Source organism: Streptomyces sp. NPDC037401 (genome assembly GCF_055602345.1).
This window is the reverse complement of the sequence record NZ_JBVJWO010000007.1, coordinates 227,940-241,589: the sequence shown is the minus strand read 5'-3', so window position 1 is coordinate 241,589 and position 13,650 is coordinate 227,940. Positions and strand designations below refer to the sequence as shown.

Below are 13,650 nucleotides of genomic sequence, written 5' to 3'. Positions count from 1 at the left end.
GCCCGCACTAAAGTACGGGCGTTCGACTGCCGACACTGCGCAGCGCCGACCGGCCGCGACCTGCTGCGATCCGGGCGCACCAGTGGCAAACACGGCCGGAACGGCGAACGGGCGGGGCGGCGGCCGCCAAGGCCCCCGCCCCGCCCGTCCCCACCGATCAGACTCAGCCCGCCGCCGCGTCGCAGGCCTGCGCGCGCAGCGCCCGCGCCAGGTCGTCCCGGGACTCGAGCACCAGGCGGCGCAGCGCCGGCGCCGCGTCCTCGTGGTCCGTCAGCCACGCGTCCGTCGCGTCCAGCGTGGCCCGGTCGTCCTGGAGCGACGGGAACAGCCCGCGCACCACGTCCATGCCGATCTGGATGGACCGCTGCTCCCACACCCGCTCGATCGCCTCGAAGTACTTCGGGGCGTACGGCGCCAGCAGCTCGCGCTGCGTCGGCTGGGCGAAGCCCGAGATCGTGGCCTCCACCAGCGCGTTCGACAGCGCGTCGGACTCCACGACGGCCGCCCACGCCTGCGCCTTCACCGCCGCCGAGGGCCGCGCGGCCAGGCAGCGCACCGAGTGCCGCTTGCCGGACGCCGTGTCGTCACGCGCCAGCTCGGCCGCGATCCGCGCCTCGTCGGCGAGCCCGTGGGCCGCCAGCGGCTCCAGCAGGTCCCAGCGCAGCTCCTGGTCCACGTCCAGCCCGTCGATCCGGGCGCTGCCGTCCAGCAGCCCCTGGAGCAGCTGGAAGTCCGCGTCCGTGGTCGCGGACGCCGCGAAGAAGCGGGCCCAGGTCAGCTGGTGCTCCGAGCCCGGCTCGGCGAGCCGCAGCTCGTGCAGCGCGCCCGCGGCCAGCTCGGCGGCACCCTGCTCGCGCCACTGCGGGGCGGCGTAGTGGGTGACCGCGCCGGCCGCCTGCGAGTGCAGCATCTGGAGCACGCCGACATCGCTCTCGCGCCCGGCGAAGGCCAGGACCAGCGAGACGAAGTCGCGGGCGGGCATCAGCCCGTCGCGGGTCAGGTTCCACAGCGCCGACCAGCACAGCGCCCGCGCCAGGGGGTCCGTCAGGTCGCCCAGGTGCTTGCGCAGCGACGCGAGCGAGCTCTCGTCGAAGCGGATCTTGCAGTACGTCAGGTCGTCGTCGTTGACGAGCACCAGGTCGGGCCGCTCGGCCCCGGCCAGCTCGGCGACGACCGTGCGCGGCCCGGCCACGTCCGCCTCGGCCCGCGCGTACCGGACGAGTGCGCCCTCCGCGTGCCGGTACAGGCCGACCGCCACCCGGTGCGGGCGCAGCTCCTCGCCGTCCTGGAGCACCGCCAGCTCCGTGATCCGGCCCTCGGAGTCGTACGTCAGCACGGGGGTCAGGGCGTTCACGCCGGCCGTCTGGAGCCAGGCCCGCGACCACTCGCCCATGTCCCGGCCGGACACCTCGGCGAGCACGGTCAGCAGGTCGTCCAGGGTGGTGTTCCCGTAGGCGTTCGCCTTGAAGTAGCGGCGCGCGCCCTCCAGGAACGCGTCCCGGCCCACGTACGCGACCAGCTGCTTGAGGACGGCCGCGCCCTTGGCGTAGGTGATCCCGTCGAAGTTGAGCTTGGCGTCCTCCAGGTCACGGATGTCGGCCGTGATCGGGTGGGTGGACGGCAGCTGGTCGGCGCGGTAGGCCCAGGACTTGCGGTTGTTGGCGAAGGTGACCCAGCTGTTGGTGAACCGGGTCGCCTCGGCCAGCGAGAAGGAGCCCATGAAGTCGGCGAAGGACTCCTTGAGCCACAGGTCGTCCCACCACTTCATGGTGACCAGGTCGCCGAACCACATGTGCGCCATCTCGTGCAGGATGACGTTGGCCCGCCGCTCGTACGACGCCTGCGTGACCTTGCCGCGGAAGATGTACTCCTCGCGGAAGGTGACCATGCCGGGGTTCTCCATCGCGCCGAGGTTGTACTCGGGGACGAAGGCCTGGTCGTACTTCCCGAACGGGTACGGGAAGTCGAAGTGCTCGTGGAAGAAGTCGAAGCCCTGCTTGGTGAGGAGGAAGACGTCGTCCGCGTCGAAGTGCTTCGCGAGCCCCTTGCGGCACATCGCGCCGAGCGGGATCGTCAGGTCCCCGCGGGTGTAGGTGTCCGTCACGTAGTGGTACGGGCCCGCCACCACGCAGGTGATGTACGTGGAGATCGGCTCGGTGGCGGCGAAGCGCCGCGTCTGCCCCTCGCGGGACTCCTCGGTGCCGTTGCTCCACACCTGCCAGCCGTCGGGAGCCGTCACCTCGAACCGGTAGGGCGCCTTGAGGTCGGGCTGTTCGAAGTTGGCGTAGACGCGGCGCGCGTCGGCCGGCTCGTACTGCGTGTACAGGTAGACCTCGCCGTCCTCCGGGTCGACGAAGCGGTGCATGCCCTCGCCGGTGCGGCTGTAGGCGCAGTTCGCGTCCACGACGAGGGTGTTCTCGGCCGCCAGGCCGTCGAGGCGGATGCGGGAGCCGTCGAAGACGGCGGCCGGGTCCAGCGCGTGCCCGTTGAGGGTCACGGAGTTCACCGAGGGCGCGATCAGGTCCGCGAAGGTGGCGGCCCCGGGGACCGCGGAGCGGAAGCGGATCGTGGTCACCGAGCGGAACGTGCGTGGCCCGTCCGCCGGCTCGGCCTCGTCCACCGCCGAGCGGAGGTCGAGCACGACCTCGTACGCGTCGACGGAGAGCAGGTCGGCCCGCTCGCGGGCCTCCTCGCGGGACAGATTCTCACCAGGCACGGGCACTCCTTCGTGCGAGTTCGCCTTCAACGGTCGAATCCTCCCATGGGGAATGCACGGACCTTCCGGCCGGTTGGCGAGGGGGATCCCTTTACGTCGTACAGGGGTCCGAGCGCGGTCGGTGCGACCGCTGCCGACGGCAGGATCACGAGGAGAGAGATGTCCGACACGCAGGTGCGCGAGAAGACCCCCGTCGACTTCTGGTTCGATCCGCTCTGCCCGTGGGCCTGGATGACCTCCCGCTGGATGCTGGAGGTCGAGAAGGTCCGCGACGTCGAGGTGCGCTGGCACGTGATGAGCCTGGCGGTCCTCAACGAGCACAAGCTCGACGAGCTCCCCGAGGTCTACCGGGAGCTGCTCGGCCCCAAGGGCTGGGCCCCTGTCCGCGTCGTCATAGCCGCCCAGCAGAAGCACGGCGACGAGGTCACCGGCAAGCTCTACACCGCGCTCGGCACCCGCATCCACAACGACGGCCTCGGCCCGACCCGCGAGGTCATCGCCGCCGCCCTCGACGAGGTCGGCCTGCCGGCCGAGCTGATCCGGTACGCCGACTCCGACGAGTACGACACGGTGCTGCGCGCCTCCCACAAGGAGGGCATCGACCGGGTCGGCCAGGACGTCGGCACCCCGGTCATCTCGGTCCCCGGCGCGGACGGCGACGACGTGGCCTTCTTCGGCCCGGTGGTCACCCCGACCCCGAAGGGCGACGCGGCGGCCCGGCTGTGGGACGGCACCCTGCTGGTCGCCTCCACCCCGGGCTTCTACGAGATCAAGCGGACCCGCACCGCGCAGCCGAGCTTCGGCTAGCCGCGGCGCGAGGCGTGCGGAAGGCCCTTGCGAGTCACGTCCTCGCAAGGGCCTTCCGGTTGACACGCCCGCCGGTGAAGGTTGAGAAGACGATCACGAGGCGGACGGTTCAGGGGCTGATCAGCCGTTCTTGGCGGGGATCAGCAGCGGGGTGTTCGCCTTGGCGTCGGTGTAGCGCTTGGCCACGTCCTGCCAGTTGACGACGTTCCACATCGCCTCGATGAAGTCGACCTTCTGGTTCTTGTACTGCAGGTAGAAGGCGTGCTCCCAGGCGTCGAAGACGAGGATCGGCACGGAGGCCTGGCCGACGTTGCCCTGGTGGTCGTAGATCTGCTCGACGATCAGACGGCCGCTGATCGGCTCGTACGCCAGCACGCCCCAGCCGGAGCCCTGCGTCGCGGAGGACGCGAAGGTCAGCTGCTTCTTGAACTTGGCGAAGGAGCCGAAGGATTCGGTGATCGCGTCGGCGAGGTCGCCGAGGCCGTCCGCCGCCGTCGGCTCGCCGCCGCCCTCGCCGGTCTTCGGGCTGGCCATGTTGTGCCAGTAGATGCTGTGCAGGATGTGGCCGGACAGGTGGAAGGCCAGGTTCTTCTCCAGGCCGTTCAGCGCCGCCCAGTTCTCCTTGTCGCGGGCCTCTTCCAGCGCCTCGACGGTGTCGTTGGCGCCCTTGACGTACGCAGCGTGGTGCTTGTCGTGGTGCAGCTCGATGATCTGCGGGTTGATCACGGGCTCGAGTGCCGAGTACTCGTACGGCAGCTCGGGAAGCGTGTAGATGGCCATGCGTCAGTCCGGTCCCCTCGGCGGTCTTATTGCAACTCACTCGCAACTGCACGCTAGCAGTAACTATTCCTCTGATCATCTAAGGGTTACCTCACCCCGGGCCGGGTGCGGACACGCCGAAGGCCCCCGGCGCGGGTGCGCCGGGGGCCTTCGGGCGGCGGGGTGAACGGGCGGGCGTCAGTCCGCCGCGGGCGCTGCCGCCTCGCGGGCCGCGCCCCTGCGCTGGAGCACGTAGCCGGTGGCCGCCAGAGCGGCCGTCAGACCGCCGGTGAAGATCACCTGGAGCCGGGTGTCGGCGTCCCACACCATCAGGCCCAGCACCCCGGCCACACCGGCCAGCGCCACCCAGGTCAGGTACGGGAAGCCCCACATCTTCACGACGAGCTTCCCGGGGGCCTCGCGCTCCAGCCGGCGGCGCAGCACGAACTGCGAGACCGCGATGAAGCCCCAGACCACCAGGATCACGCCGCCGACCATGTTCAGCAGCCAGGCGAAGAGGGTGTCCGGGTACCAGTACGACAGCAGGACGGTGACGAAGCCGAAGCCGGAGGACGCGAGCACCGCGCGGCGCGGCACCCGGCCGGTGACCTTGCCCAGGGCGCGCGGCCCCTGGCCGCGCGCGACCAGCGAGTACGCCATCCGCGAGGAGCCGTAGATGTTGGCGTTCATCGCGGACAGCAGGGCGATGAGGATGACGACGTTCATGACCTGGCCGGCGCCGGGGATGCCCAGGTGGTCCAGAGCGGTGGCGTACGGCGCCCTGGCCGCGCCCTCGGAGTTCCACGGGATCAGCGTGACGATCACCAGCATCGAGCCGACGTACACGATGGCGATCCGCCACATGGTCGTCTTCACGGCCCGCGCGACTCCGCGCACCGGGTCCTCGGACTCGGCCGCCGCGATGGTCACGGTCTCCAGTCCGCCGTACGCGACGACGGAGGCGAGCAGGCCCACCAGCAGGCCCTCCACGCCGTTGGGCAGGAAGCCGCCGTCGTGGAGCAGGTTGGCGGTGCCGGGGGCGTCGGTTCCGGGCAGCACGCCCAGGATGGCCAGGGTGCCCAGGGTCAGGAAGAGGGCGATCGCGCCGATCTTCAGGGTGGCGAACCAGAACTCGAACTCGCCGAACCGGGACACCGCGGCGAGGTTGCTGCCGCAGAACACCGCCATGAAGACGAGGACCCACATCCAGGACGGGGTGCCGGGGAACCAGCCGACCATGATCTGGGCCGCGCCGATCGCCTCGATGGCCACGCCCACGCACAGCAGGGTCCAGAACATCCAGCCCGCGGTGAAACCGGCCCACTTGCCGATGGCCCGCTCCGCGTGCACCGAGAAGGAGCCCGAGGCGGGGTTGGCGGCCGACATCTCGCCGAGCATCCGCATCACGAACATCACGAGCAGGCCGGAGGCGGCGTACGCCAGCACGATCGACGGGCCGGCGGCGGCGATTCCGGCGCCCGAGCCGACGAACAGTCCGGCGCCGATGACCCCGCCGAGGGCGATCATCGAAAGGTGGCGCTGCTTGAGGCCGTTCGACAGCGGGGACCCGGCCGCGGGGCCGGCTGCTCGTTCCTGCCTGGGGGGCGTGACGGTCTGGCTCATGGGGACGATTTGCCTTGCCTGTCCGGTTGGTGTGGGCGACGGGTGAGTTGGCTCAGTCTGCCCTCCGTCCGCTCAACGGACGGATCGCGTCCGATATGCGGACGCCCGGAGAACTGGACGTGATCACCCCGGCACGCGTCCGGCCCGGGTGATCATGGAGGAGCCCCGGGGCGAGGCCGCCCGGGCGACCGAGCCGAAGGAGCGTCGCATGACCCGCCAGACCGCACCGCCGCCCGCCACCGGCCGGGGCGTGCTCGTCACCGGAGCCTCCCGCGGCATCGGACGCGCCGTCGCCGCCGCGTTCGCCCGGCAGGGCGACCGGGTCGCGGTGCACGCCTCCGCCCGGCACGCCGACGCCGAGGAGACCCTCGCGGCCCTCGACGGAACCGGGCACGTCCTGGTCACCGGTGACCTCGCCGACCCGGCGCGCGTCGAAGCGCTGGCCGCCGAGGCCGCCGACGCGCTCGGGGGCGTGGACGTCCTGGTGAACAACGCCGCGGTGATGGTCCGGCACCCGCTGCCCGAGACCCCGTACGGCCAGTGGCAGGAGGCCTGGCAGCGGACCGTGGCCGTGAACCTCTTCGGCGCCGCGAACCTCAGCCACTGCGTCGCCCGCCGCATGATCGACGACGGGCGCGAGGGCCGCATCGTCAACGTCGGCTCGCGCGGCGCCTTCCGCGGCGAGCCCGACCACCCGGCGTACGGCGCCACCAAGGCGGCGCTGCACGCCCTCGGCCAGTCGCTGGCCGTCTCCCTCGCCCCCCACCGCATCGCGGTGGCGTCCGTCGCGCCCGGGTTCACGGCCACCGAGCGCGTCGCCGGGCGGCTCGACGGCGCGGAGGGCGAGCAGATCCGCGCGCAGAGCCCCTTCGGCCGGGTCGCCGCCCCGCAGGAGATCGCCTCCGCGGTGCTCTACCTGGCCTCGCCGGAAGCGCTCTGGAGCTCGGGCACCGTCCTCGACGTCAACGGCGCCTCCTACCTGCGCACCTGACCGCCCGCCCTGCCCGGGAACGCGCCGGGGCCCCGCGCACACCGCGCGGGGCCCCGGCTCTCGCCCGGTTCGAACGCCGGGTCAGCCGGCGGCGCGGCGTCCGCGCAGCTCCCGGATGCCCGCCACCGCCAGGACGGCCGCGGCCGCGCCCGTGGACCACAGGAGCTGCGGGCGCGCGGAGTCGTCGAAGAGCATCAGCACCAGCACGGCCGCCATGCCGGCCAGCGCCGCCCAGGTCAGGTACGGGAAGGCCCACATCCGCAGGGTCAGCCGCTCCGGGGTCTCCCGCTCGATCCGGCGCCGCAGCTTCAGCTGCGAGACCGCGATCAGGGCCCACACGAACAGCAGCACCGCGCCGACGGCGTTGAGCATGTAGAGGAACACCGTCTCCGGCCACAGCAGGTTCAGCACCACCGAGCAGAAGCCGAAGGCCACCGACGCGAACACCGCGCGCCGCGGCACCCCGCCGCCGGACACCTTCAGCAGGGCCTTGGGCGCCTCGCCGCGCTCGGCCAGCGAGAAGACCATGCGCGAGGAGCCGTACAGGTTCGCGTTGAGCGCCGACAGCAGCGCCACGAACACCACGATGTTCATGATCTGGCCGGCCGACGGGATGCCGATCGAGTCCAGCACCGCGACGTACGGGCTCTGGCCGGGCGTCAGCTCGTCCCAGGGCAGCAGCGTGACGATCACCAGCATCGAGCCGACGTAGAAGAAGAGGATGCGCCACACGGCGCTGCGCACCGCACGCGCCACCGACCGGGCCGGGTCGTCGGACTCGGCGGCCGCGATCGTGACGACCTCCAGGCCGCCGAAGGCGAAGACCACCGCGAGCACCCCGGAGATCACCCCCGACCAGCCGTTGGGCAGGAAGCCGCCCTGGCCGGTCAGGTTGGCCGTGCCGATCGGGTCGGTGTCGGGCAGCCAGCCGACGACCGCCAGCGTCGACAGGATCAGGAACAGCACGATCGCGCCGACCTTGAGGGCGGCGAACCAGAACTCGAACTCGCCGAAGTTCCGCACGGCCGCCAGATTGCTCACGGTGAAGACCACCATGAAGATCAGCACCCAGGTCCACTGCGGGACGCCCGGCAGCCAGCCGTTGGCGATCTTCGCGGCGCCGGTGGCCTCCACGGCGAGCACCACGACCAGCAGGAACCAGTACAGCCACCCCACCGAGAACCCGGCCCAGCGGCCCATGGCCCGCTCCGCGTGCACGGAGAAGGAGCCGGAGGCGGGCATCGCGGCGGACATCTCGCCGAGCATCCGCATCACCAGCATCGCGAGCGCGCCCGCGAGCAGGTACGACACGACGATGCCGGGCCCGGCCAGCGCAATGCCGGCGCCGGATCCGACGAAGAGGCCCGCGCCGATGACGCCGCCGAGCCCCAGCATGGTCAGATGGCGCTGCTTGAGGCCGTGACCGAGGGGTTCCTCGGCGAGTTCCGGCAGAGGTGCTTGTGACATCCGGACAGTGTCTCCGAGCGGAGAGCTGCCGTGCAAAACGGACGGGACACAATCAATGGCTGCGTGATCCGTGTCACTTCGGACGTTCCGCTTGCGGCGCGGAACCCCGCTCTTTGTGCACTCCCCACCAACGGGGGGATCAACGCTTTGTGTCCGTGTGACGGTGGGACCGGCCCGGCGGCAGGACTAACGTCGCGGTGTCCCTCCCCGAGCCCCCGATTCCCGGAGCCCTCATGAGCACCGCTTCCCTCTCCTTCCGGCCCGGCGCCGTCCTCGCCGACCTGCTCCCGGCGAGCCGCACCCGCGACGTCGCGCTGGTCGCCGGCGGAGCCGCCCTCATGGGTCTCGCCGCCCAGGTGTCGGTGCACGTCCCCGGCCTGATCGTGCCGGTCACCGGCCAGACCTTCGCCGCGCTGCTCGTCGGCACCTCGCTCGGCGCCCGCCGCGGCTTCCTCTCGCTCGCGCTCTACGCGCTGGTCGGCATGGCCGGCGTGCCGTGGTTCGCGGGCGGCACCGCCGGTGCGGGCGGCGCCACCTTCGGCTACGTCCTGGGCATGCTGCTGGCCTCGACGGTGGTCGGCGCCCTGGCCCGGCGGGGCGCGGGCCGCTCGGTGCTGCGTACCGCGGGCGCGATGGCGGTGGGCTCCCTCGTCGTCTACGCCGTCGGCGTGCCGTACCTCGCGCTGGCCACCGGGATGCCCTTCTCCACCGCCGTCGCCGAGGGCATGCTGCCCTTTCTGATCGGCGACGCGCTCAAGGCGGCCCTCGCCATGGGCCTGCTGCCGACCGTGTGGAAGCTGCTCGGCCGACGCGGCTGACGGTCCCCGGACGGCGCGGCCGCCCGAAGCCCGGCGCACATGCGAGAACCCCCCGGACGCCGTTGTCCGGGGGGTTCTCGCATGTGCCGCGGGCGGTGTCGCCCCGGCGTGCGCACTCAGGGGGTGAGCGCCGTCTTGCGCCTGCGGTCCACGATCAGGCCGATGACCACGACGACCGCCGCGACCAGCGTCGACAGCAGCACGACCTCGCGGTTCGCGTCGTCGAAGAACATGTAGCCGATGACGAAGACGATCATCGCGGCCGTCGCCCAGGTCAGGTACGGGAAGAGCCACATCTTGACGGTGACCTTCTCCGGCGCCTCGCGGAGCAGGATGCCGCGCATCTTCAGCTGGGTGAAGCAGATCACCAGCCAGACGAAGAGCGCGATGGCACCCGAGGAGTTCAGGAGGAAGTTGAAGACCGTGTCCTTGAACGCGTAGTTGAAGTACACGGCGACGAAGCCGAAGACGACCGAGCCCCAGATCGCGATGGTGGGCACGCCCTTGGCGCTGACCTTCGCGAAGGCCTTCGGCGCGTCACCGCGCTGGCCGAGCGAGAAGGCCATGCGGGAGGCGGTGTACAGGCCCGAGTTCAGGCAGGACAGCACGGCCGTGAGCACGATGAAGTTCATGATCTGGCCGGCGGCCGGGATGCCGATCGAGTCCAGGGCGGCGACGTACGAGCCCTTCTCGGTGATCGACTTGTCGTTCCACGGCAGCAGGGTCAGGACGACGAAGATCGAGCCCAGGTAGAAGACGCCGATGCGCCAGATCACCGAGTTGGTGGCCTTGGTGACCGCGCGGCGCGGGTCCTCGGACTCGCCGGCGGCCAGCGTGACGATCTCGCTGCCCATGAAGGAGAAGACGACCATCAGTACGCCGGTGAGGATCGCGCCCGCGCCGTTGGGCAGGAAGCCCCCAGTGTCGGTCAGGTGGGCGAAGCCGGCACCCGGGTTGTCGGACCCCGGCAGGACGCCGAAGACGGCCAGCATGCCGACGACCACGAACGCGCCGATGGCGACGACCTTGATGCCCGCGAACCAGAACTCGAACTCGCCGTACGACGAGACCGAGGCCAGGTTGGTGACGGTCAGGACGACCATGACGATCAGGGCCCAGGCCCACTGCGGGACGGCCGGGATCCAGCCCTCCAGGATCACCGCGCCGGCCGTGGCCTCGACGGCCAGCACGACCACCCAGAAGAACCAGTACAGCCAGCCGATGGAGAAGCCGGCCCAGCGGCCCAGCGCGCGGTCGGCGTACGCGGAGAAGGAGCCCGAGTTCGGGCTGGCGGCGGCCATCTCGCCCAGCATCCGCATCACGAAGACCACCATCGCGCCGACGAGCGCGTAGGAGATCAGGATGGCGGGGCCGGCCTTGGCGATACCGCCGCCGGAGCCGACGAACAGGCCGGCGCCGATGACACCGCCAATGGCGATCATGGAAAGGTGGCGGTTCTTGAGACCGGCCTTCAGACCGTCGGAGGGCGTCGGACCACTGGGGTCACCAGCGGGTCCGCCTGCCTTCTGAAGGGTCGTCGTGGAGCTCATGGACGGATCCTTAGGTTCTCGGGTTGCGAGCCCGGGCATTCAAACCGGGATGAACGCAGGACGGAAGGCCTGAATCCGGATCGTTGCCATAGGGCAAATGGCCTGGACCAAAGTCCCGACCCTCCCCAACTGCGAACTTTGGCATTACTTGAGCTTTCCGCGTGACCCACGCGACACCCCCTGCACCCCGGCGGGGGTGCTCGTGCCACACTCGGTGCCATGCGCGTCTACCTCGGATCCGACCATGCCGGCTTTGAGCTCAAGAACCACCTCGTGGACTGGCTCAAGAACAACGGCCACGAGCCCGTCGACTGCGGGCCCCACATCTACGACGCCGTCGACGACTACCCGCCGTTCTGCCTGCGTGCCGCGGAGAAGACCGCCGCGGACCCGGACGCCCTGGGCGTCGTGATCGGCGGCTCCGGCAACGGCGAGCAGATCGCCGCCAACAAGGTCAAGGGCGTCCGCGCGGTCCTCGCCTGGAGCGTCGAGACCGCCAAGCTCGGCCGCGAGCACAACAACGCCAACGTCATCTCCGTCGGCGGCCGGATGCACACCGAGGAAGAGGCCACCAGCTTCATCGAGGCCTTCCTGGCGACCCCGTACTCCAACGAGGAGCGCCACACCCGCCGCATCGAGATGCTCGCCGCCTACGAGCAGACCGGCGAGCTCCCCCCGATCCCGGCCCACCACCCGCAGGACCAGTAGGACGCACGTGCCGCCGGACCCCTGCGCGGGGCCCGGCGGCACGGCCATGCCCACGCCGAGGAGAACAGCCGTGCCCGAGGGGCATACGATCCACCGCCTCGCCCAGGACCACGCAGAGCGCTTCGCCGCCCGCCCGGTCCGGGTCGGCAGCCCCCAGGGCCGCTTCGCGGAGAGCGCGGCCCTGCTCGACGGCCGCGAGCTCGACACCGCCGAGGCCCACGGCAAGCACCTCTTCCTCGGCTTCGGCGAGGACTGGATCCACATCCACCTCGGACTCTTCGGGAAGTACGGCTTCGGGCCCGCGCCCGCCCCGCCCGCGACCGACACCGTCCGGCTGCGGCTGCGCAACGACGACCACTACGCCGACCTGCGCGGCCCGACCGCCTGCGCGCTGGTCACCGGGGCCGAGAAGAAGGCGATACACGACCGGCTCGGCCCGGACCCGCTGCGCGCCGACGACGACCCCGGCCGCGCCTGGGACCGGATCTCCCGCAGCCGCACCACCGTCGCCGCCCTCCTCATGGACCAGAAGGTCGTCGCGGGCGTGGGCAACGTCTACCGCGCCGAGGTCCTCTTCCGGCACGGCATCGACCCGTACCGGGCCGGCCGCGACCTCACCCGCGCCGAGTGGGACGCGATCTGGGCCGACCTCGCCTGCCTGATGCGCGAAGGCGTGCGCAACAACCGCATCGACACCGTCCGCCCCGAGCACATGCCCGAGGCGATGGGCCGCCCGCCGCGCGTGGACGACCACGGCGGAGAGGTGTACGTCTACCGCAGGGCCGACCAGCCCTGCCACATCTGTGGCGGCGAGATCCGCACCGCCGGTCTCGCCGCCCGCAACCTCTTCTGGTGCCCCGCCTGCCAGCAGCGCCAGGCGGCCTAGAAGCCGTGCGGCAGCCAGGGTGCCGCATCGGCGGCGAAGGCCCGCGAGGCCTCCGCCAGCGCGCCCTGGCGCAGCTCCCCGACCCGGCCCGCGGCCGCCAGCGCCGCCAGGCCGATGCCGCCCAGATACGCCGAACCCAGTTCGCGCACCGTCAGCTCCAGGTCCGCCGGGTCATCCGTACGGGTGCAGCTCGCGCCCTTCGCGTCACCCGTGAGCCGCCAGCGCCCGTCATTCCACGGGCAGAACGCGTCCCGCACCTCGAGGACCACGTCCAGCGGCGCCGCGTACGTCCGCGCCTCCAGCGCCGCGCCCACGTCCACCAGCCGTACGAACAGTGCCTCCCGCAGCCCCACCCGGCAGCGCCGCACGTCGTCCACCAGGTACTGCCAGGCGTCGTCGGCCGGGCGGCCGCGCACCTCCACCGAGCTGGTCAGGTCGATCTCGAACAAGAACCGCCACAGCGCCGCGTACGCCGCCGGGTCCAGCGCGTCCAGGTCCCGTACGGACACCACGCCGTCCGCGCCCGCCGCCGTCCACCGCGGCCTGTTGTGGAAGCGCGCGTAGCCCACGACCTGCCCGTCCCGCTCGGCGAGGACGCACTGCAGCGGCGACCCGCCGTCCCGCGACTGCTCCGGGTCCGCCAGCACCATCCGCTCCCAGCCTGGCTGCCGCGCCAGCATGCCAGCACGCCGCTCCACCAGCCGCGCGTACACCGCCTCGCACCGCTCCAGCGCGTCCGCCGGCCTCACCAGCCGCAGCCGTACGCCGTCCGTGCCCTCCGGAACCGCCAGCCGCACGCGGCGGGTGTCGATCTCGGCGGACAGCGCCATCGTCGCGACCCCGTAACCGAAGCGCCCGTAGATCGCCGCCTCCGAGGCCGTCAGCACCGCCACCGGCTCGCCCGCGGCCCGTACGTCGTCCAGCTGGCGGCGCATCATCGAGGTCAGCACCCCGCGCCGCCGGTGCGTGGGGGACACCCCGACCATCGTCACGCCGGCCGCCGGCACCAGCGCGCCGCCCGGCACCGACAGCCGGAAGCCGAACGCGCTCGCACTGCCGACCCAGTCCTCGCCCTCCCAGACCCCGAGGGAACGCCCGTACTCGGTCAGCGAGCGGTACAGCTCCCGCTGCTCGGACGGCTCCGCGACCCCGCCGAACGCCAGCTCCAGACCCTCGAACCAGGCGTCCCACTCACCGGTCCGCAGCACCCGCATCTCGATCGTCATATGCCATCCCTATCAGGGCAAACCTGTCTGGTCGATCTGATTTCGGACCCGATCGCGGAGCTTCGGCCACCGCTTGTAAGGGTCTTGTCGGGGGCACTG

At 71.5% G+C, this 13,650-nt stretch carries 11 protein-coding genes; 5 read left to right on the top strand and 6 right to left on the bottom strand.

What is annotated here, in order from left to right:
• Positions 1-163: 163 nt before the first annotated feature.
• A complete protein-coding gene (pepN, locus tag ACZ7H1_RS09405; protein ID WP_470785090.1) occupies positions 164-2,716 on the bottom strand; it encodes an aminopeptidase N in 2,553 nt (850 codons plus the stop codon).
• 159 nt (positions 2,717-2,875) lie between these two features.
• Here pepN and ACZ7H1_RS09400 point away from each other — a divergent pair, with 159 nt between their 5' ends.
• Positions 2,876-3,523, top strand: a complete 648-nt coding sequence (locus ACZ7H1_RS09400; protein ID WP_470785088.1) for a mycothiol-dependent nitroreductase Rv2466c family protein — start codon at positions 2,876-2,878, stop codon at positions 3,521-3,523.
• A gap of 120 nt (positions 3,524-3,643) precedes the next feature.
• Here ACZ7H1_RS09400 and ACZ7H1_RS09395 read toward each other — a convergent pair whose 3' ends face one another.
• Both ACZ7H1_RS09395 and ACZ7H1_RS09390 read right to left on the bottom strand, forming a co-directional pair.
• A complete protein-coding gene (locus ACZ7H1_RS09395) occupies positions 3,644-4,303 on the bottom strand; it encodes a superoxide dismutase (RefSeq protein WP_470785086.1) in 660 nt (219 codons plus the stop codon).
• Positions 4,304-4,480: 177 nt separating this feature from the next.
• Positions 4,481-5,905 carry an amino acid permease gene (locus ACZ7H1_RS09390; protein WP_470785084.1) on the bottom strand — a complete coding sequence of 475 codons (1,425 nt, stop codon included), beginning with the start codon at positions 5,903-5,905 and terminating at the stop codon, positions 4,481-4,483.
• Between the two features lie 208 nt (positions 5,906-6,113).
• Here ACZ7H1_RS09390 and ACZ7H1_RS09385 point away from each other — a divergent pair, with 208 nt between their 5' ends.
• A complete protein-coding gene (locus ACZ7H1_RS09385; protein ID WP_470785082.1) occupies positions 6,114-6,896 on the top strand; it encodes an SDR family NAD(P)-dependent oxidoreductase in 783 nt (260 codons plus the stop codon).
• Between the two features lie 81 nt (positions 6,897-6,977).
• Here ACZ7H1_RS09385 and ACZ7H1_RS09380 read toward each other — a convergent pair whose 3' ends face one another.
• A complete protein-coding gene (locus ACZ7H1_RS09380) occupies positions 6,978-8,363 on the bottom strand; it encodes an amino acid permease (protein ID WP_470785080.1) in 1,386 nt (461 codons plus the stop codon).
• 233 nt (positions 8,364-8,596) lie between these two features.
• Between ACZ7H1_RS09380 and ACZ7H1_RS09375 the strand changes: the two genes are divergently transcribed.
• Positions 8,597-9,181 (top strand): biotin transporter BioY, encoded by a 585-nt coding sequence (locus ACZ7H1_RS09375; RefSeq protein WP_470785078.1) that lies wholly within the window; start codon positions 8,597-8,599, stop codon positions 9,179-9,181.
• Between the two features lie 116 nt (positions 9,182-9,297).
• Here the strand turns inward: ACZ7H1_RS09375 and ACZ7H1_RS09370 are convergent, their stop codons facing one another.
• On the bottom strand, positions 9,298-10,731 hold the full coding sequence (locus tag ACZ7H1_RS09370; protein ID WP_470785076.1) for an amino acid permease: 1,434 nt from the start codon (positions 10,729-10,731) through the stop codon (positions 9,298-9,300).
• 219 nt (positions 10,732-10,950) lie between these two features.
• Between ACZ7H1_RS09370 and ACZ7H1_RS09365 the strand changes: the two genes are divergently transcribed.
• Together ACZ7H1_RS09365 and ACZ7H1_RS09360 are read left to right on the top strand one after the other, a co-directional pair.
• On the top strand, positions 10,951-11,439 hold the full coding sequence (locus ACZ7H1_RS09365; RefSeq protein WP_470785074.1) for a ribose-5-phosphate isomerase: 489 nt from the start codon (positions 10,951-10,953) through the stop codon (positions 11,437-11,439).
• A 70-nt stretch (positions 11,440-11,509) separates the two neighbouring features.
• Positions 11,510-12,325, top strand: coding sequence for an Fpg/Nei family DNA glycosylase (locus ACZ7H1_RS09360; RefSeq protein WP_470785072.1), 816 nt, complete (start codon positions 11,510-11,512; stop codon positions 12,323-12,325).
• On the opposite strand, the gene ACZ7H1_RS09355 is transcribed toward ACZ7H1_RS09360, so the two are convergent.
• A complete protein-coding gene (locus ACZ7H1_RS09355; RefSeq protein WP_470785071.1) occupies positions 12,322-13,551 on the bottom strand; it encodes a GNAT family N-acetyltransferase in 1,230 nt (409 codons plus the stop codon). The two genes, ACZ7H1_RS09360 and ACZ7H1_RS09355, sit on opposite strands and share 4 nt — an antisense overlap.
• Positions 13,552-13,650: the final 99 nt, after the last annotated feature.